The 22,707-nt window shown below is 32.8% G+C and carries 9 protein-coding genes; all 9 read right to left on the bottom strand.

The genetic code is table 11. From position 1 onward, the window contains the following. Positions 1 to 41 precede the first annotated feature (41 nt). The 9 genes from recJ to BCB68_RS08530 all read right to left on the bottom strand — a co-directional run bounded on the left by recJ (position 42) and on the right by BCB68_RS08530 (position 22,311). A complete protein-coding gene (recJ, locus tag BCB68_RS08570) occupies positions 42 to 1,721 on the bottom strand; it encodes a single-stranded-DNA-specific exonuclease RecJ (protein WP_094080395.1) in 1,680 nt (559 codons plus the stop codon). Between the two features lie 34 nt (positions 1,722 to 1,755). Continuing rightward, on the bottom strand, positions 1,756 to 2,109 hold the full coding sequence (gene rbfA / locus BCB68_RS08565) for a 30S ribosome-binding factor RbfA (protein WP_094080394.1): 354 nt from the start codon (positions 2,107 to 2,109) through the stop codon (positions 1,756 to 1,758). 71 nt (positions 2,110 to 2,180) lie between these two features. Beyond that, on the bottom strand, positions 2,181 to 4,973 hold the full coding sequence (gene infB / locus BCB68_RS08560) for a translation initiation factor IF-2 (RefSeq protein WP_094080393.1): 2,793 nt from the start codon (positions 4,971 to 4,973) through the stop codon (positions 2,181 to 2,183). A 32-nt stretch (positions 4,974 to 5,005) separates the two neighbouring features. Continuing rightward, the gene (locus BCB68_RS08555; RefSeq protein WP_094080392.1) at positions 5,006 to 5,518 is read right to left on the bottom strand and encodes a DUF448 domain-containing protein; all 513 of its coding nucleotides are present in this window, start codon (positions 5,516 to 5,518) and stop codon (positions 5,006 to 5,008) included. A 35-nt stretch (positions 5,519 to 5,553) separates the two neighbouring features. Continuing rightward, entirely contained in the window at positions 5,554 to 6,669 is a 1,116-nt protein-coding gene (nusA, locus tag BCB68_RS08550) for a transcription termination factor NusA (protein WP_094080391.1), read from the bottom strand. Positions 6,670 to 6,672: 3 nt separating this feature from the next. Next, positions 6,673 to 7,161: a ribosome maturation factor RimP gene (gene rimP, locus BCB68_RS08545; protein WP_094080390.1), complete on the bottom strand. Its 489-nt coding sequence runs from the start codon at positions 7,159 to 7,161 to the stop codon at positions 6,673 to 6,675. Positions 7,162 to 7,318: 157 nt separating this feature from the next. Continuing rightward, positions 7,319 to 12,289 (bottom strand): autotransporter domain-containing protein, encoded by a 4,971-nt coding sequence (locus BCB68_RS08540; RefSeq protein ID WP_157697379.1) that lies wholly within the window; start codon positions 12,287 to 12,289, stop codon positions 7,319 to 7,321. A 571-nt stretch (positions 12,290 to 12,860) separates the two neighbouring features. Beyond that, positions 12,861 to 14,987, bottom strand: coding sequence for a M13 family metallopeptidase (locus tag BCB68_RS08535; protein ID WP_094080389.1), 2,127 nt, complete (start codon positions 14,985 to 14,987; stop codon positions 12,861 to 12,863). 199 nt (positions 14,988 to 15,186) lie between these two features. After that, positions 15,187 to 22,311, bottom strand: a complete 7,125-nt coding sequence (locus tag BCB68_RS08530) for an autotransporter-associated N-terminal domain-containing protein (protein ID WP_094080388.1) — start codon at positions 22,309 to 22,311, stop codon at positions 15,187 to 15,189. Positions 22,312 to 22,707: the final 396 nt, after the last annotated feature.

Here is a 22,707-nt window from a genome sequence, read left to right as displayed (position 1 = left end):
TTAATTAATTTATTACTTAAAATAATTTTTTTATATATTTTTTAAATGAAATCTTTTATTCTGAGTTCGATATACAAATCAGAATGAACCGATTTAAATATTGGAGTATAAATAACTCGGTACTTTCTTTCATTTTCGCTTTTTGCTTTTAATTTATGCCCCAAATTATATCCAATCACAGAAATAACCCTGTCATTTTTTTTGGCAAATCCTTTAAAGTGCCGATTATTTATTCCAAATTTTGAAATTCCTATAAATTCGACTTCTGTGTCAATAAAATTTGGCTCTGGATTGTCTAGGCCAAATGGAGCAAGTCTATTTATATCACATAATTTTTTCTTATTAATACTTTTAATATTTAACCAAGAATCCACATTTAAAATCTTTTCCACATCTTCCCGATTTTTTCTGACCAATCTTTGCCGCAAATATCTCTCCACTTCAAAAAGATATTTTTCCGAAACCAAAAAACCAGCCGCCAAATCATGTCCTCCAAACCGCTCCAATTTTGTAGAAATTTCTTTTAACATATCAAAAATATTAATTCCTTCAATACTTCGGCAAGATGCCTTTCCGTACCCATTTTTTATTGAAACTAAAATGACAGGTATATTATATTTTATGGAAATTCTTGAGCAAACGACACCAACAACGCCAGAATGCCAACTTCTGCTTTTCATAAAAATATATTTGGGTCTATTTAACCTTTGTATTTTTTCTTCAATTTCATTGTAAATTTCATTTTCCAAGTAACGCCGTATTTTATTAGCTTTTTTCATTTCTTCAATAATGGAAATCAATTTAAAATCATCTTCCTGAATAAAAAAGTTTACTACAATTTTTGAGTTGTCAATTCTTCCAAGAGCATTAAAAATTGGTGCAATCAAAAATCCAATATCACTCGTCGTAATATTTTTCGGATTTATTTTCAAATAATTAATAATATACTTTAAACCTTTTATTTTCGTTTTTTTTATATTATTTAATCCTTTTTTTATAATAAATCTATTTTCATTGACCATCGGAACTACATCTGCAACCGTCCCAATCATAACAATATCCAAGTAATCATAAAGTATCTTTTTACTCATTCCAGATCTCTCATAAATGGCACAAGCCACTTTAAAGGCGACTCCAGCTCCAGATAAATATTTATTTGGATAACTTTTACTTATTTTGGGATTAATTGTCAAAATTTCCATTTCATCACAAATGGTTGTTTGTCTGTGGTGGTCTGTCACGATTATGTCAATTCCATTTTTTTTTAACAGCATTATTTCTTCACGACTATTTATAGAAATGTCAACTGTAATAAATAATTTTGTATCTCTTCGCTTCAAAAAATTCAGCGTGGATCTATTTATTCCAAAACCCTCATGCACACGATTTGGAATATAGTAGTCAATATTTAAACCCAATTTTCTTAGCATAATAACTAAATACGCGACTCCTGAAATTCCATCTACATCATAATCTCCGTAAATTACAATCTTTTCTTTTTTTAATTTTGCTACTTTTATTCTTTCAACGACTTTTTCCATATTTTCAAACAAAAATGGATCTAGTAAGTCATTTTCACTCGTATTTAAAAATTTTTCAACTTTTTTTCGTGTATCAATGCCCCTATTCAGCAAAAGTCTCGTAATCAATTTACTTTTACTAAATTCTGAACTTTTTTTCGCTAAATATTTTATATCATATTTTTTTAATTCCCATTTCATCACAAATTAAATCGCTTTCTAAATTAATATATTATTAATTTTTTTTAATATCATTTAATATTGATGATATCTTCACTCCATACTCAACACTGCTATCCATATGAATTCTCACTTCTGGAACAAATCTTATCGAAAGATGTGAACCAATTTTTTTTCTGAAAAATCCTTTTAACTTATTCAAATCTTCTTCAATTTTTTCTTTATTTACATTGTTTTTTAAATCCAATATAGAAAAAGTCAAATCGAGATAACGACCATCCTTTGTCAACTCAACTTTATGAATCGACACAAGATTTTTTATTTTTTCATTCTCAATATCTGTCAAAAGCGTCATTCCAATAATTCTTGAAATTTCTTTTTCAAGTCCTTGTCTTCTTCTCTCGTTCATTTTTCCCCTCCTTCCCCAAAAATTTTTCTGCTAAATATTTGATAAAATTTTATTTAAATTTTTTAAAATGACTATCTAGGAATTTCTTCCATGATGTATGATTCGATAATATCTCCCGCTTTTATGTCGTTAAAGTCCTGTATTCCAATTCCACATTCCTGTCCAGTTGCAACTTCTTTCACATCATCTTTAAATCTCTTAAGTGAACCTAATTCTCCGTCAAAAATGATTATTCCGTCACGAATCACACGAATTTTAGAATCTTTTGTAACTTTTCCGTCAACAACAATTGCTCCAGCAATATTTCCAACATTTGACACTTTAAACACCTGTTTAACTTCAATTCTTCCAAAATATACTTCTTTGTATTCAGGATCAAGCATTCCGTTCATCGCTTTTTCGATTTCTTCTGTTGCATGATAAATTACATTGTAGTTTCTAATTTCCACTCCAACTTTTTCTGCAATAATTCTAGCTGGTGTAGTTGGTCTTACTCCAAATGCAATAATTATCGCATTTGACGCTTCAGCAAGTTTCACATCTCCTTCTGTTACCGCTCCAGCACTTCCTTGAATTATATTTACAACAACTTTTTCATTATTCAATTTTTCAAGCGACTCTCTCAACGCTTCAACAGACCCTTTGGAATCCGCTCTTATAATACATTTCAACTCTTTTAATTCCTGCTCTTCCAATTCCTGAGACAAACTTTCAAGTGAAATGTGTTTTTTCTTGTTCTGATCATTGACTTTTTTCTCACGAATGAAATCTTCGACTATTTTCTTAGCATGTTTGTCACTTTCCACACCATACAAAATATCCCCAGCGTTTGGAACGACATTGAATCCAGTAATTTCAACTGGTTGAGAAATTAGAGCTTTATTAATCTTTTTACCTCTGTCATCAACCATCGAACGAACTCTTCCGTGCGCTTCTCCCGCAACAAAAATATCTCCTATTTTAAGCGTTCCTTCTTGTACTAAAACATCGGCAACTGCTCCCATTTTCGGATCTAATCTCGACTCTACGACAACTGCCTTTGGTCTTTTCTTAGGATTTGCTTTTAACTCTTCTAATTCAGCCGTAATCAAAATTGTTTCCAAAAGTTCTTCCAAGTTAATTTTTTTCTTAGCTGAAATTTCTACAAATTCAGTAGTTCCACCCCATTCAGGCGACATAAGTCCATATTCTGTCAACTCAGTCCTAACTTTTATCGGATCCGCACCTGGCTTATCAATTTTATTAATTGCAACAATTATAGGTACTCCAGCTTCTTTGGCGTGGGAAATTGCTTCCACAGTTTGAGGTTTAACCCCATCGTCTGCCGCTACAATCAAAATCGAAATATCTGTAATATTTGCTCCACGAGCTCTCATTTCAGTAAACGCTTCGTGTCCAGGAGTATCAATAAATGTTATTTTCTGACCTTTCCAGTTCACCTGATAAGCACCAATTTTTTGAGTGATTCCTCCAGCTTCTCCTTCAATTACATTTGTATGTCTAAGTGCGTCAAGCAGTGAAGTTTTCCCATGGTCAACATGCCCCATTATAGTAATTACAGGCGCTCTTGTAACCAAGTCTTTTTCACTGTCCTCAGTTTCCAAGTGATATTTTTCACCGTAACTAATTTCTTCAATTTCTTCTTTTTCCACAATTACATCATAGTCAAGCGCCACTTCTTCAGCTTCTTCAAAAGTTAAAATTGCATTTGCAGTAAGCATTTTACCTTCCATAAAGAATTTTTTAATTATGTCTGAAATATTAATTCCTAATTTTTCAGCCAAATCTTTAATAACTATTTCTTCTCCAATAGTTATCATTCCGATAGATTCTCCTTCAATTCTCACAATTTCGTCTTTTACAGCTTTTTCCTGTTTTTTATTTTTCTTTTTCTTTCTGTCATCCCTTCTAAAATCTGAACGAAGTTCTTTTTCTTCTCTGTCTCTTCTATTTTTTTCATATTTTTTCTTTTCAAATTTTCCTTTACCTTTTCCGCTATTTTTTCCTTTTTCAGCGACAGGCGTAGCTATGATGTCAGTCTGAATCTCTTTTTTTGCACCAAAGTTTCTATTTTCCCTGTTGTCTCTATTATCTTTATTAAACGGTCTATCTTTTTTAAAGTTTTTATTTTCAGAATTTCTGTCATTGTCTCTAAAATTTCTGTTATCTTTATTTCCAAAGTTTCTATTTTCCCTGTTGTCTCTATTATCTTTATTAAACGGTCTATCTTTTCTAAAGTTTTTATTTTCAGAATTTCTGTCATTGTCTCTAAAATTTCTGTTATCTTTATTTCCAAAATTTCTATTGTTGTCTCTATTGTCTCTATTAAACGGTCTATCTTTTCTAAAGTTTTTATTTTCAGAATTTCTGTCATTGTCTCTAAAATTTCTGTTATCTTTATTTCCAAAATTTCTATTGTTGTCTCTATTGTCTCTATTAAACGGTCTATCTTTTCTAAAATTTTTACTGTCAGAATTTTTGTCGTTATCTTTAAAGTTTCTATTTTCTCTATTATCTCTATTTCCAGAATTTCTACTATCTTTATTATTTTCTCTACTTTGTTTATTCAAATTTTTATTTATATTTTGATTGCTCAAATTAACTTTCATCTCCATTTTCTTTTGATTTTCTTTAAGATTTTGCTCGTTTTTCTGCGCAGTTTCCTTCTTTTTCAAATTTTTTTCTTTTATAGATTCAACTTCTTTTTTTTCTTTTGAAAAATTTTTCTTTATGAGTTCTTCTTCTTCAGACGTCAAAACATTCATATGATGTTTTTTATTTACTCCCAATCTAGCAATATCTTCAATAAATTTTGCAGTTCCTATGTAGCCCATCTCTTTTGCCAATTCATGTACTTTTTTCATCCAAGATCACCTCCACTTTCTTCAGTGTATTTTTATATTTTTTTTAATATTCCCTTTATTACTTTTTTATCAAAAATTCCAATGACATTCACATCTCGCATAAAAAGTTTAATAAATTTTTCTTTTTTTTCGATAAAAATAATATTTATAGAATATTTTTTTTGTAAATGTAAAAACTCTTCGATATATTTTTTATTTATATCACGAGGAATTACAACTAATTTTACTTTTTCCTTTTTTATATAATAAATATTTTCTTCAATTCCAAAGACAAAAAAATCTGAATTTTTCATCGGTTTTAAAATATCAATTATATCATTTTTCTTTATATTTTCCAACATTTTTATCAAACATTGAATCTCAATATCATATTTTTTATTTTTTGACAATCTCTCAATACATTCTTTCATTTTGCAGACATAAAATCCGCGAGCTTGAATTTTCATTTCTTTGTCAAAAACATATTTTTTATCTCTTTGTGCCATTCTGAAAAAAGAAGACTTTTCACCTTTTCTTCGACAGCAGACACACATTCTAGTTGGCATAATTCATTTTTCCCTTTAAATTTTTAAATTTATTCTTATATTTCACTATCTTCCACAGTATTAATGTCAATTTTTATTCCACAAAGTCTAGCAGCAAGTCTTGAATTTTGACCTTTTTTCCCAATTGCAAGAGAAAGCTGGCCATCTTTAACAAATACTCTTGCAATTTTTGTTTTTTCAAGCTCTTTATCAGTTTTTTCGCCTTCGCTTTCACTAATTTTTTCATTTTCTCCATCCTCTTCAATAATTTCCACTGATAAAACTTGCGCTGGATTTAGCGAATTTTTTACAAATTCTTTAATATCTTCGTCCCAAAGTACAACATCTATCTTTTCTCCGCCCAGTTCATCAATGACACTTTGAATTCTAAGACCATTTTTCCCGATACAAGCTCCCTTTACATCAAGATTTTCATCATTTGAATAAACTGCGACCTTAGCACGGCTTCCAGCTTCTCTGGCGATATTTTTTATTTCAATAATCCCTTCTTCAATTTCAGGAATTTCAAGTTTTAACAGTCCTCTTAAAAGCTCTTCTGATTTTCTTGAAATAAATGTCTTTGTAAATTTCGTATTTTCTTCAACTTCCCCGATAAAAACTTTTATTCTATCCCCTTGCTTAAAAGAATCCACACTTGAGAGCTCCTTTGCGGGAATAATCGCTTCAAGTCCATTAATATCGACATATAAGTTGCCTTTCTCATCGGTTTTTCTGACATTTGCTGAAACAATTGTGTTTTCGATTTCTTTAAATTTGTTAAAAATATTTCTTTTTTCGCATTCTCTAACTTTTTGCACAACAATTTGCTTTGCATTTTGAATAGCATTTCTTTTAAAATTTTCCGCATTGATTTCCAAATCCAAAATATCGCCCAATTTTGATCTCTTTTTCAACGAAACTGCATCTTCTAAACTTATTTCATCATCTGGATTTTCCACAACTTCTACAACTTTTTTTTGTGAAAATACCTTCACATCTCCACTATTTCTATTTATTATAACTTTAACGTTATCCCTTTCCCCATAATTTTTTTTATATGCTGCAAGAAGTGCTGTTTCTATCGTTTCAAGCAGCTCCTCCTTCAAAATCCCTTTTTCTTTCTCTAATTCATCAAGCGCTTCCAAAAATATTTTTTGGTCTTTCCCTTTCACTCTCTAATCCTCCTCGCTATCTAATATTCCGTTGGGTATTTCATACACCAAATTCGCCTTTTTCAATTTTTCCAGCGGAATTTGAACTACTTTTTTCAACTTCACATCAGAAATAAAAATTGTACTATTTTCAAATTTTTCTAATTTTCCAATAAATTTCTTAGTTCCTTCAATATTGCTTTTTGTGTGAACATTAATCTTTTCTCCAGTAAATCGCACAAAATCTTTTTCTTTTTTCAGTTTACGTTCAATCCCCGGAGTTGAAACTTCCAGAAAAAACTTCTCATCTATAAGCTCGTCGGCAATTCCATCAATTTTTCTGCTAAAGTCAATACAGTCATCTAATGTCGTCACCCCTTCTTCCTTTTCCACATAAACTCTCAAATAATTATAACCGCCATCTCGTACATATTCAACATCAGCCAGTTCTAAATTCATTTCTTTCAAATGTAATTCGATTTTCTTTTCAAATTCATTCAAAATTTTTTCCATAAGCCACCTCTGTATCTAAAACTAAAGAGTGGGAATAACCCACTCTCTTAAAAATCTATTTTCTTATGTTTATTATATCATACTTTTTGTATTTTTTCAACAAAAAATTTTTTATAAAAAGTTGTTTTAAAAATGATGATTTTTTTGAATTAATTTTCTAATAAATTGCTCTAAATCCTATTCCACTTCTTATATTTTTTCCATTGGTATCATATCCAGCATTTAACGTCATTCCAAATCTTGTATTGTCTAATCCGATATTCAAGTCAAATTTTCCATTACCATGTTTATTTTCTTTTTCATTTCTTAAATTATACCAATCTGCTGCTGTATATCTTACTTTTGCCTTATTATTTACATCATCTAATCTTCCTAGCTCATTTTCGAAAGCGGCTGATAATCCCACAGAGAGTTGTGTCCTTAATGCTAATGGTTGAATATATTTAAATTCTGCTCCAATTTCTGGTTTTACTGAAAAATAATCATTTGAATCTATTTTTAATCTAATTTCTCCATCATCTTCTTTTATATTCGTAAATTTCCCATATTCCATTTTCAAGGCTCCATAAGGTCTCAAATGAGCTCTCTCACTAAGTCTTATATCATATTCTAATTCTGTTTTTAAAGAAGTTCCATAAGAATAATAATCAGATCTAGCATTGAATATATCATCAACTATCCAATATCGACGTTTCATTTCGTCAATTCCACCAAACATATCTGCTGCAACGGTCCATCTAAGTGAGCCATTGTGGTCATTTGCAGGCGACATTGTTTTAAATAATCCCGCTTTTATCATAGTTTGATTTTCTCTTGAACCACCCAAATCTTCAAACTTAAAATGATTTTTAACAGCTCCTGCATACCATCCTTGCGAATCTCCCATTTTAACCGTTTCATCTTCGTGAACATAGGCTACTCCATAAGCATTGCTTGTATAATCAATTATTCCAGCAGTATCTGTCTCATATTCATTTTTTTGACCGAATACTTTGATTTTATTATTTTGTTTAGATGGATTTCTCCAATCTTTTCTTAAATATTCAAATTCTTTTGACAATATATCTGTTGTTTCTTTTATTCTATGTTGGGTATTTGAATACTCATGACCTTTCATTTCATCAACAGCTTGTGTGAATATTTTAGTTTCAGATTTTCCTAAATCATTTAATTTATTAAATAATATTTTTTCTCTTGAACCTCTATCTCCATACCAATCAACTCCATATCTCTGTTCTAAACCATCTAAAAAATTATAATTATCAGTATCACCGTCCAAAGCATAAGAAGTATATGGTATTTTTGATAAATAAACTGCACTCAATGTACTGTCAGATTTTTGTGTAGCCGTAGCTATCCAGTTTAAATTTCCAGAATTTAATATCCATTCTGCATCTACTCCCAGATTTACTGCTTCCAATATTGCTTTATTATATGGTTCCAAAATGTTATTTGCCACTTTTATATCTTTTGCGTTTGTATAGCTGGCTGCTTCACTCCCAAAAATCAGATCAATTTTTTCCAAGCCTTTTAAATATTGTATTCCCTTTATTGGATTTGTATAATTCACTCCTGAAGTATCAACATACATTCCAATAGATGTGATTGTTCCCAAATTTTTATTCCCATTTCCACTTCTTGCAGTATTTGGAATTTCTCCTAAATTTACTAATTTAGAGTTCACAGTTACATAATTTGGCTGTGGCGTTGCAGCCACTGTATCTACAGTATCTGGCGTTACAACAATATTATTTCTTTTTATAACTACTGGACTAAGTCCCCTTGCTTGAATCTCCAAGCCTTTTATTCTTTTACTTGTATCCGTGTTAGGCGTTCCAGTTTTTTTAGCTCCATTTGTCGCAGTTATTGTTCCTCTTGCTCCAGTCACTGGATCAGTTTCACCTTCCATGACACTTGACGGATTTGCATTTTGTTTGTAAATCCCAACATTTCCATTCCCTGAAATAATAATTTGTCCGTAGTTTTTTATTATTCCACCATTTGCAACAACTACTCCTATTATTCCAGTTCCACTTGAATTTGCAACAGTTTGAATAGTTCCATAATTTATACCAACTGCATTTTTATCTATGTACATTCCAGTTGTGTTATTTCCATCTAGGTTAATTACACCTGTTGCACTGTTTATGGCAATTGAACCGCTTCCAACTGCATACATTCCAATACTTCCATCTTTTGTAACATTTATTGTTCCATTATTTATAATTGTACCTTGATTTGTAACACTTCTTGTATTTTCGTTATAATATCCTGTAGCCATACCAATTCCATATTTTTTATTGTCTGGATCGGTAATCGTGTCAGAAGCGCTTACATCAATTATTGCATTATTTGTAATTGTTCCATTGGTACTGTAAATTGCCACATTTCCAACTCCACTGGAATAATTAATATTTGCGTTATTTATAACATCTTGTGCCGAATAAATACCGTAGTTATTACTTCCAGTAGAAGAGAGTGCAGTATTATTTGTAATTGTTCCAAATTTATCGGCAGAATAAATAAATACTGTATCATTTCCTACTGTTACATTTGGTGTATTACTCAATAGTGTTGTTCCGCCACTTCCCATTAAGACATACCCATAAGAACCGTCTCCAATATTAAAATTTTGAATATTTCCATTAATTGTTACAGGATTAGTTCCTGTTGTAAATAATCCCACCGCCTCATTTTGTCCAACTGTTACGGTTCCATTTAAATTTAATAGTGAACTTGTCGAAAATATTGCCACTCCATTATTTCCTACTTTGGTTAATGAATTTGAGCCCGTTGTAATATCTCCAACTCCGTAAATTCCGTAAGAGTTATCTCCTGTGATTATACTTCCGTTATTTTCTATACTGGTTCCCGCATCTTTTGTAAAAATTCCTGTATTAAAATTCGATGAAGTTGAAGTTGCCACATTTGTTGCTTCTTTTTCAACATTGATTGTAGAACCGTTATCAACTTGAACTTGTCCATAGTTCACATAAAGTCCAACTGCACCACTGCCACCATCAGTTCTGTCAGCTTTAATGTATGAACCTGATTGCATTGTGATTCCAGTTTCTCCACTACTTGCTGCACTTCTGCTGGAACTAATATCTAGACCTACAACAGCACCTTTCTTAATATTTGCTAATTCTGCACTATTCAGTAATGAACTTACATTGTAACCTGAATTTAATATAATATTAGTTCTTTGAAATGTTGTATTTCTGACATAAGTACTTGCATTAATATCACCTGTTCCGTTTGCTACAGCATTTTTATCAATATTACTATTAATATTCAGAGTTGCTCCGTCAATATTAGCAAGTTTATAATTATTAATTCCAGGCGCACCACTAACACTAAGTCCTAATCCCAAAGCACCATTAATTTCATTATTCAAATTATTTTGATTAAGAGCTGGTGTAATATTTTTTAAATTACTAACAGTAACATCATCTGAAAGTGCAATAAATTTTGTGTTGCTAAATATCAAATCACTTGCATTTTCCCTAGAAAATCCAGTAGCCTTTCCATCTAAATTAATAGTCGCATTAGTTAAGTTAATTTTCCCATTATTGGAATAAACAGCATATCCTTCCCCATTATAAGTAAGAGTAGCTCCTGTTAAATTTAAATTTGAAGGAGTTGCAGCTCCTTTAGTGTCTTCTGAAGTAACTCCCGCAGAACCACTTTGTACGTTAATCGCAGCATTTGTCAGATTAACTTGAGCTCCGTTTTTAATATAAACACCACTGGCAGTTTTTGTAGTATCATTTATATTAATAGTTGCAACTTTACTCAAACTATTATTTATAGTCCCACCATCACTATATATACCAGTAGTCCCTCCAATTCCAGTAATTTTATTGTTATCATTTATATTAACAGTTCCCTGATTGTAAATACCTGTAGAATTAGTCCCAGATACAGTAATTTCACTATTTACACCTATATTTGCAGTTGCAGGAGTTGCGCCGCCGCCCACATAAATTCCGGCATTGTTACTTCCAGTACTAGAAATTATTATTTTACCTTTATTTTCAGCAATAGCACTGTCTACTGCCGCAAGTCCAATATCACTCACATTATTTCCAGATAAATTAATAGTTCCTTCATTTGTTACTTCAGAAGGATTGTTAGCGGAATCTTTACCAGTAGCAAGCATCCCTGTAAATTCGTCTAATGTACTAGTCAAAGTTTTTCCAGAATTAAGCTTGACGTATCCACCTTTAGAAGCCTGCGCAAAACTATTTTTAACTCCTCCAGAAGTTACACTCAAATCTCTATTAATCGAAATTCCATATTTATCACTTCTGACCAAAGTACTTTTCGTAGCTTTACTTCCACCATTAGCGGTATTATCTCCGAATGTTAAACTTTGAACAGTGTTGTCATTTAATTCAATATCATTTATATTATTACTACTGGAATTTTCATTTCTTAGAAATCCTACATTTTCACTTCCAGTTACAAGTATATTTAAATTTTTCACATTTGCAATTGAGTTTGTAGTTCCATATTTTTGTGAAGAGCCATTTGCTACAACTGCAGACGTATTCCCATTCTTATTGGCATTATTCCCATGATTATTAATACTGCTTCCAGTAGCTGACATTCCTTTACTAATTGACACTCCGACATTATTGTTTCCTGCTACAGTAATAGTTTTTCCTTTACCGTCAACAGTTGCTTCGTTATAGTAATCATCACCTTTAAAAGTCATATGAACAACACCGTTTGTTGGAGATGAACCATCTTCATCTTTATAATAATCCGTAGTCCCATCAAAAATATTGCTCATTCTAAATCCATAGTTATTACTTCCATTGACATTGATAGTTCCAAGTTCAACATCAACTTTAAGTAGTCCGTTCATATATTTACCAAAATCTATTCCTACACTTTTTTGGGAATTTATATTAATAACCCCGTCATTTATAACTTTATCTTGCACTTTATCAGTATCATTGGAACGCTCTATATCTATCATCATTCCAACTAAGTTATAACCATCGACTAAATTTAAATTTCCTTTATTTAGTAATGTAGAATTAGAACTTGCAATTTTCCATTCACTTGTATCAGCATTTATAGTTGATTCTTTATCAATATTATAAAGTTGCAGTTCCAATCCGGCTAATGTACTGATACCGTCACTGCTTGCTCCATGTAAATTTACATCAGCATTGATAGTAGCCGTTCTATGCTGTTCAACTCCAGTTCCATCGCTCCATCCCCATAACGGCTTTCCACCAACTCCAGCTGGATTTAAGCTATAAAATAGTTTTGTACCATTGCTATGGTACCTCCACCACTAATAGAATCACTAGGACTTGTTATGTTATTGTGAAGCTCATATTTTCCAGTAATACTAGTATCGTGATCTCTTGTATCACTAATAAAAGCTACTACATAATCATCTCCACTTTCTCCTGAACTTCTAGTAATATGTTGATTTGCAACGGTACCGCTATTTAAATTATAAGTACCTGTTTAGCAAAAGATTTTAATTCCTTCTTTAAATTCTCTAAATTATTACTCAAATCTATGTTCCTGTATGATAAAATTTAAAAATTTTAATATTATCATACTCTCCTTTCTTAAAATTTATTTGAATTATAATAAATATTACTTTTTATTTTTATTTCATTTATTTCAATTCTTTCTAACTCTTTCTATTTAATTGAGCAGTCTTAATTTTTTTACCAAATCTTAATTCTATCAGCAGGAGCTTTATACATCTTATCTCCTTCTTTTACTTCAAATGTTTTCTCAAAGGCATCGACATTTTTCAAAATTGCGTTTACTCTTAAAAAGTTTGGCGAATGAGAATCTGATTTTGTCATATTTTTCAAATATTCAGGCGTTGATTTTTGACGCCACATTCTCGCATAACTTAAGAAGAATAATTTACTTATTGTGTCATCATAAGCTTTTGTCGCATCTGGATGATCTTTTAAATAAAGCTGCAATGCATCATAAGCGATATTTACCCCGCCTAAATCGGCAATATTTTCAGTCAATGTAAATTCACCGTTTACCTTTGTATCATCTATTACTGTGTAACTTGAAAATTCGTTTGCCAATTTTTTTGAAACAGCATCAAATTTTGCTTTATCTTCAGCAGTCCACCAATTTCTCACGTTTCCGTCCCCGTCATATGAAGCTCCCGACACATCAAATCCGTGCGTTATTTCATGTGCAATCACAGTTCCAATTGCTCCAAAATTTGCAGCGGCTTCAGAGTTTTTGACATCATAAAATGGAGGCTGAAGTATTCCTGCCGGAAATACTATTTCATTTCCAGTTGGCGAATAATAGGCATTTACTGTATTCGCAGACATTCCCCACTCAGTTTTATCTACAGGTTTTCCAACTTTTTTTAGAGCTTCTTTATAGCTCCAGTCGTTCATTTTTTCAACTAAGTCATAAAGTGTATCGTCATTTGTGAAAACCAATGTGCTGTAGTCTTTCCATTTATCTGGATAACCTATTTTAACATTTATTTTTGCCAATTTTTCCAGTGCTTTTTTCTTAGTCGTTTCACTCATCCAAGTAAGTTTTGTAATTCTATTTTTTAGCGCTTTTCTTATATATTCAACCATTTCTTTTGTATCTCTTTTAGCTTCAGGCGAAAAATTTCTTTTGACATAAATTTGTCCCACCATCTCTCCAAGTGAGCCGTTTGTAAAATACAATGCCCTTTTTTCAAGAGTTTCTCTTTCTTTCTGACCATTTAAATACTTTCCATAAAACTCAAAACTTCTTTTTCCAAGTTCATCTGTAAGGTATGAAGATGAGCCGTCAACTAATTGAAATTTCATATAGTCCTTGATTAAATCTATATTTTCATCCCGCAAGAATCTATCCAGATTTTTAAAGTAATTTAGCTCAGTAATGATGACTTTATCTGTATTTACTCCAACTTTTTGCAAGTAGTCAGCTAAATTTATATTTTTTGTAATATTTGCCAAGTCTTTTACACTTTTTGGATTGTTGTACTTTTTCACATCGTGGTAATCTTCCACCTTTAACATCGTATTTGCCATATCTTTTTCAAATTGTACAATCTTTTGCGCTTTTTGCAATGTATCTTTTTCTCCGGCAAATTTCAATATATCGCTGACATAGTTTGTATATTCTGCCAAAATTTTTCTATTTTCAGCGGTATCCTTTTGATAATAATCTACAGATAGCCCTAAACTTGCACTTCCTAAAAATACGGCATAATTTTTAGCATTATTAAAATCCGTTCCAATTCCCCAGCCATAAAATTCGTTTTCCCCCTGTCTTGTATTTTCAATATTATATTTTTGCAAATCTTTTATATCTTTAATCGCATTAATTTTATCCAAACTGTTTTTAATCGGCGAAATTCCAAGTTCATTTCTTTTTTTCATATCGGAAAAACTTTTGTATAAAGTTAAAATTTTCTGTTCATTTGTATTTCCGCTTACATTTTTTTCTTCCAGTTCCTTTATCAAATTTTTCAAAAAATCATGATTTTTTTCCGTAACTTCGACAAATGATCCCCAAGACGATTTTGCTCTTGGAATCACTGTACTTTTATCCCATTTATTGTTTACATATTTGTAAAAATCATCTTGCGGTCTCACACTTTTATCTAAATCATTAAACAGTTTCTGATCATTAGGCTTTAAAAATTTTGTCTGCTGCTGCTCATAAAAATCCCAAAATTCTATTTTTTTTGTATTTGTTTTTTTTGTTACTTCATTTACTTTTTTTTCATTTTCTACATTCGTATTTTCTTCCGCAAAAACACTATTTGCGGCTATTAAAATTGCCCAAATTATAAATATTTTTTTCATTTTTTATTCCTTTCACTCGATTATCTTTTTTTTGATTTATATATTTTCATTTTTTATAAATTACTTTTTAAATTATATCATTTTTTTTCAATAAAATCAAAAAAAATAACTCCCATAAATTTTTAAATTTAAAGGAGTTATTCTTTTGTTTCATATTATGACAAATAATTTAAACCATTTTCAGCAAATCCTCTTCAGCTTAGTAAATCGCTCTGAATCCGATACCTCCTCTTACATTTTCTCCCTTTGTATCGTATCCGGCGTTTACTGTCACTCCAAATCTTGTGTTCTCAAATCCTAAATTCAAGTCAAACTTTCCGCTTCCTTTCCGATTTTCCTTATCTCCGCGAAGTTCATAGTGCGGCGCATCCGCCCCTCTCAATTTGGCTTTGTTCTTGACATCATTCACTTCCCCAAGCTCATTTGTATAGGCGGCTGCCAAGCTTGCTTTCAGGCTGCTCTTTAATCCCACAGGCTGTCTGTAGTTGAATGAAACTCCCGCTTCCGGCTGCACTGAAATGTAGTCGTTTCCTCTCACTTCAAGCGCCATCGGCCCATCTTCCTTTATTCCTGTGTATCTTCCATATTCCAAGTTTAGCGCCCCGTATGGTCTTATGCTTGTTCTCTCGCTCGTTCTGATGTCCTTTCCAAGTTCATTTCTTAGCGCCACTCCATATGTCGCGTAATCTGATTTCGCTTCAAATGTGTCGTCTACAACCCAGTATCTTCGCTTCATATGGTTCGCTCCTGCAAACGCTTCCCCTGATATTGTCCATTGCAGTGAGCCATTGTGGTCTTTTGCTGGCGACACTGTCTTAAAGATTCCAGCTTTCATCATTGTCTGGTCTTCCCTTGATCTTCCCAAATCTTTGAATTTAAAGTGGTTTGTTACCGCTCCTGCATACCATCCTGTCTTGTTTCCAAGCGTCACGCCTTCCTTCTCGTGAACATAGGCCACCCCGTAGGCGTTGCTTGCGTAGTCTACCACTCCAGCTGTGTCTGTCTTGTATTCCCCTCTCTGACCAAATGCTTTTATCTTGCTGCTGTCTTTCGTAGGGTTTTCCCATTCATTCTGCAGGTAGCTGAACTCGTTGTTCAAAATATCCCCTGTTTCCTTTGTTCTCTGCTGGATATTTGAATACTGGTGACCCTTCATCTCGTCAATCGCTTGTGCCAGTATGTGACCTTCTCCGCCAGTTAGGCTGCTTATCTTGTCGAATATCAGTTTCTCCTGTGTCCCCAGTCCTTCGACTCCGTATCTCTTTTCAAGCCCTGCCAGGAAGTTGTATGTCTGGTCATCCCCGTCTTTTGCAAACGCTGTATAAGGAACTTTTACCAGGTACACCTTGTCCAGAAGTCCTGTCGACGGATCTTTCGTAGGCTGCGCCATCCAAGTAAGGCTCGGCGAAGTTACATACAATGTCGTTCCTGCTGTGACAAGCCCTCTTAGCGCATCATTGTAGGGCTTCAAAATGTTGTCCCCTATTTCTATGGCTTTAGACGTTGTGTATCTCGAAGCTTCCGGTCCAAAGTACAGGCTTATATCCTCAAGCCCGACTAAGTTGTTAAGCCCCTGTATCGGATTTGTGTAGTTTACCCCTGACGTGTCCACATACATTCCGATGCTTGTCGCTTCCGAAGCTGACGGGAAGTTCTGCATATTGTTTACCGCCAGATTCAATGTTGTTATCCCTGATGGCGATGTCACCGTTACTGACACCGGATTCGGTGCTGGAGTGTCTGTGTCAACTTTTACTATCGGTATCACATTCCCTTGCGCATCTGTCACTGTCACAGGCGTCATTCTTGGCGGAACTTTTATTGTCACTCCTCCCATTTCCTTCATGTCATCCGCTGTCACCACTTTTATTAGCGGTGTCGAAGTTCCTGTCTGGCTTGCCCCTGTTATCGGGTTTCTTCCGCTTGAATTTTCTTCAGCGTTCGGGAACGACTGAGTATCTGCCCAGATCCCTGCACTCTTAATATCTGAAGCCGCTATGTTTATTGTCCCGTAGTTCTTTATGTAGCTTCCGTTTGAAAGATAAATTCCTTTTACTCCTCTAAGTCCTGATACAGTTGTCTGGATTGTCCCCCAGTTTTCACCATGTGCACCCCTGTCAAGATACATTCCTATCGTATCTCTTCCCGATAGGTTTATAGTTCCGTAGTTTATCGCTTTTGAGCCAGGCCCCACTGCATACATTCCCATTGTGTTCGCCTTGCTTACTTCTATTGTCCCTCTGTTTATGATTGTTCCTTCATTTGAAGTTTTATTTGTTGCCTCATCATAGTATCCTGTTGCCATGCCTACACCATATTCTTTTGCACTTGTGTTTGAAGGTCCCACTTTTATTGTTCCAAAGTTTGTCGCTACTCCGCCGTTTGTTGAATAAATTCCTACGTTACCGTTTCCATTTGAGAAGTCTATTGTTCCGTAGTTTTCAGTAGTCCCGTTTCCATAAAGTCCGTAGTTTCTGTCCCCTGATGATGCCAATGGAGTGTAGTTTACTATCTTTCCTGTATTGTCATTCTGGTAAGCATAGATTGCATCGCTTCCAAGAGTTACTGGATTTGCGTATGATGTTATCGTGTTCCCTTTTCCTGCGTCCACAAATCCAAATGAGTCATCTCCTATGCTAAGTGTGGAACCTGCATTTGTATTGATGTTTTGATTAGAACCAACCGTATAGATACCAATTGCTTTATTATTCCCAACTGAAATAGTTCCATCATTTGTTATATCTCCATCGTTGGAATAAATACCTACATTGGCATCTCCAACAGTAATTTTACCGCTTGATGTATTATTTACAGTTTTACCGTAAATACCAACTGCATCAGTTACACCTGTTGCTGTTGTTACTATACCATTATTTGTTATTGCATTTAAACTAGATGAATACATACCAGTACCTTTATTTGCTGTTATGTTAATTTTTCCATCATTTGTTAAAAATCCACCTGTTGTTACCATACCAAAATTGGAAGCACCTACCTCAATTGATCCAGCTGCTTGGTTTGTAGCCACTCCATTTACAGTATATACTGCGGTATTTTTAGTTCCTGTATTAAATTCAAGTTTTCCAGTATTTGTAATTGTTCCGCCAGTTTGGTATAGACCAATTACTCCATTACCTACAGAAGTTAAATCCTGTGCATTATGTACATTTCCATTTGTTGCATCAGAATAAATGAAAATAGAACCGTCATCTAATGTAATTGGATTGCTTCCATTTGAATTTGTATAATTTAAAGTATTCACATCTTTAAAGAAATATCCATAAGAGTTTTTACCAAGATTACTTTGAACTAAATCATGCACATCTATATTTACAGTTGAAGCTGTACCACGAGAATTATCTACAAATACTCCTGTTGCATTGTCAGCTGGTGTTGACCCGCTTCCACCTTTTATCAATTCAATCTTAGCGCCAGGATTAACTTTAACATCTCCTGTACTTGAATATAAGGCAACTCCTGAATCTCCAACTGTTATACTTGAGCTGCTTCCCAATTCAATTTTATCTTTTCCATAAATTCCTATTGTTTTATCTATTCCTTTAATAGTTCCATTATTTGTAATTGTTCCTTTAGCACTTGTATACATTCCAACATTGTTATTAGAATTATTTAAATTAATTTTTCCAGTTGTGTCATTTAATATATCGGAATTATCTCCAACCATTGCAATGTTATTGTCTCCAGTTGTCGTTATATTTCCACTATTTTTTGCTTTTTTATCTAAAACTGCCAAAGGATCTTCAACAGAATACATTCCTATTGACGATACTCCATTAATTGTAATGTCACCTTTATTTTCTGTATTAGCTTCTGAACCGACTATGCCAAACGCTTTTATTCCGTCCATTGTTATAGATTTACCACTATTATTAGTACCTTCTGCACCGTCTCCAACATAAATTCCAATTCCATCATTGATTTTACTTGTGATAGTTCCATCATTTACAGCTTTTGAAGCTACTGTATGTGTCTTGTCATCAGTTCCTATTGCAACCAATGTTTTTAATGCCGGCGTTGTAGAATTCATTGTAATTGTTCCTTTGTTAGTCAAGGTTCTTCCGTTATTTACTCCAAGAATATACCCTTGACTGACTAAATTAGTTGATGCCGCTACATTAGGAGAAGCCCCATCATGAACAGTTGTTCCATTATTTACAGTTATATTTGAGTCATATATTGAAACTTTATTTAACTTATTATTTACGTCTGACAAATCATAATTTGTTTCGTCTATTTTTACATCTGCCCCTTTTACTGTTAAATATTGATAATCTCCAGTAAGTGTCGCTACTATTTTACTACTTTTATTTTGTAAAGTTGGTCCTGTTATAGGTGTTATATTACTGAATAATACATTTTTATTTCCAGCATCACTTACATCATCTAACAATAAACTTGAACCAGGCTTCATTGTTAATTTCACTCCTGGTCCTGATGCACCAATCCAATCATTTAAAAATTGAGCAAATGTAGTTCCACCTGAAAATAAATTATCGTTAGTATAAAAAGCAAATGAATATTTACCTATTGTTGCATTACCAGCATTTGCATTTGCTACATCAAATTTTCCACCACTTGTTGCTGATTGTGACTTAATGTTATAAAATAAAATTGATCCAGCCTTATCAGTTCCTGAAACATCGGCATTCAATCCTTTTAAAGTTTGTGTGGAACCATCGTCTGCATAAAGTCCTACTCCACCATCAGAAACATTTAATGTTGCTGAATTTGGAGTACCAGTACCTATAGTGGTAGTTGAGTTTGTACCATTTTTAGAATAGACTCCCACTGAATTTACTCCAGTTGCTTTTATTGTTCCACCTTTGAAATCAAAGGTTCCGTTATTTACAACTCCTACATTGTTTGAAGAGGCAGCAATAGTTCCGCCATTTTGTTCAGCAAAAGAAGCTTTGTCATTTGTATACATACCTATTGAACCTTTACCACCAACATTTATAGTTCCACTATTTCTAATAATAGTTTTGAAATTAGCTGCTCCAGACTTATCTTGTGCCATCATACCAACGTTTTTTCCACCATTAATATTAATAGTACCAGTATTATTACCTAAAATATTTTTTCCACTAGCTGAAGGAATAGTACCACCATTACTATCGACGTCCAGAACATATATACCAACATTTCCTTCTCCATTATTAACATTTATTGTCCCATTATTTATCCCTTCAGGACTCCCTTCTGCATTACCCATTGGTGGTGTTGTATCATAATAACTCTGAACTCTTATTCCAGCATTACTTTCAGCAACGGCATTAGAAAAATTAACTGAATTATCAGGATTATTGAACAAATTATATGCTTTATCAATAGTAATATTTCCATTATTTGTTACAGTATCATCATAAATTGATTCCAATAAAATTCCTGAATTATTATAACCTCCTACATAAATTTTACCATTATTGAATATTGTTTTTAACGAAGACCATTTTGCTTCTTTTAATTTTGCAATACCGGCAGACGAACCCTCTTTATTTATTGCTGTGTCATACGAACCTGAAATTAAAATTAAACCTTCATTTACCATATGAGAAGATATCTTCTTTATATCAGTTTCTGCTAACTTTTGAATATAATCTTTATCATCAACAAACAGAGCCGTCCCTGATAATTTCATCCCGTAAGAATGTGAACCATCCATTTGAATATAGCCATTTGATTTATTGGTAGCTCTAACTAATGAACGTGAATTAGTATCACTCCAAGTACTAGGAGTCCCCGAAGGCCACGCCCCACTAATAACCGGTCTATTTTCAGAAGCAACTTGTATTCCTGTCGAATAATCTCCATTAAAATGTATTACCCCATCTTGTGAAAATTTATTGCTTGTTCCATCAATTTTTGTCTTCGTTCCTGTTGTACCAAGTGAAGTAAGAGTCGGATTATTTCTAATAGCAGTTTCCAATGTTGAGTCAAAAGTAGCAAAGCCCTTAAAAGAAGCACTTGCTATACCATCACCATTATAAAATTCATAGTTAGTACCACTTGTATGATCAATAGTTTCTTCAACAGTCTGTGTCATACCCACTTTATAACCAATCTTATTTTTAGAGTTTGCTGTAATCGTCTTAGTATAAGTTCCTCCAGATGCCTTTTCTAATAATGTTCCACTATATGAACCAGTTATATTTTCATTTTCATCATTAATACTTCCCATATTTGTAATATTAGTAGTTGTTTTACCGTCTGTCCAATCTGTTTCTTCATTTAATATGGCAGCTATTGCAGGTCCTCTTAACTCAATATTAGCTTCATTTCGCAAAGTGAATTTTACTTGAGAATTAGGTGTTATACTAGGGCCACCACCAGTATAATTTCTCACATCATCAACAAATGCATATCGACTTCCACCACCATAATAAGTAGTAGCATCTCTAATATTATTTGCTACTCCATGTCCCCTCATAGTTGCTGTTACAGGAGTTGCTGTGGTTATACCACCACCAGCAGCAAAATAATGATATCCTATATAATCATTTTGACCACCAGCAGGAATCATACCTGAAAAACCTGGCAAATCACTAGGTGTTATATCATATGTGCCATCAACATTTGTAGGTTTGTTAGGTAAAAAATATCCTGAACTAGGAAAAAATAATGTAAATCCACTAACAGAATTCATATTAACACCAGGAATATTAACCTTCGGCGGTGTTATAGATGGAACCGATGCAGTCGATGGTGTCACACTTGACACATTAACATTCAAAGTTGGTGTTTTTATAACTGGAGCTGAAGCACCAGCTATAGCATCTATAGTTACAGTTTTTGGTCTAACCGCTGCATCCACAGGCACAGCTGAAATCGGTTCAATAACCCTTTTCAACTCAGTAGTCCCCTGCTTTGCTCCCGCATAAGTCCCAAACTTGTCATTTTCTCTTGCATATTTTACAGCTTCTTTTTTATCTCCACGACCTTTGTAAGTCCCTTTCCAGTCGTTATACACATAGTTTGAACCAAACTGAAAACTGCCCCAAGGTGATTTTACTACATGATCCCCCTGTTCCATTAACTGAATCAATTCTAAATTCGTATTTCTCAAAAGTTTATTGTTTTCCTGCCTTGCACGCTTAAAGTCCTTTTGCAGCTGGAATATTGATGTGTTTATTGCTTCCTGCTGTGTCTTGATTTCATCTGAGTAAAGATTAAGTGAAATACCGCTAAGCATTATTAGCCCAGTAAGTAAGAAAGTAATAAGTGCCGAATCGGTGTATTTAAAATCTTTAACTCTTTTTGCAAAAGATTTCAATTCTTTTTTTAGAATTCTCAAATCATTTGTCATACTTTTACCTCTTCTTTCCTAAAATTAAAAAATCCAAAAAAACTATCAAGAATAGTTTTAAATGAGTGAGTGAGTGGTTAATAGATTTTTCAGTTTCTTCAATTTTATTTGTTTTTATTTCTTGAACCATTAACATTATAACAAAAAAAAAAAAAAAAAACAAGTATTTTTTTAAGAAATAGCAAAAAAATTTAAATAAATAATAATTTTTTTATTTATTTAAAAAGGAAAAACAAACGCAATTTCAATATTTATAGGTATAGCGTAAAAAAGTTTTTTATTTATTTTAGGAAAAAATTTTTTTTATTTTTAGTTACAAAAAAAAGACACTACTTCAATAGCAGAGTCTTAATTTTTGTAATTTACCTATTTCCATATCAAATGACTTTTTTCAAA

It is taken from the genome of Leptotrichia sp. oral taxon 498, from assembly GCF_002240055.1.
Lineage (GTDB): Bacteria > Fusobacteriota > Fusobacteriia > Fusobacteriales > Leptotrichiaceae > Leptotrichia > Leptotrichia rugosa.
The sequence above is the reverse complement of the archived record's forward strand: the minus strand, read 5'-3'. Positions and strand labels throughout refer to the sequence as shown.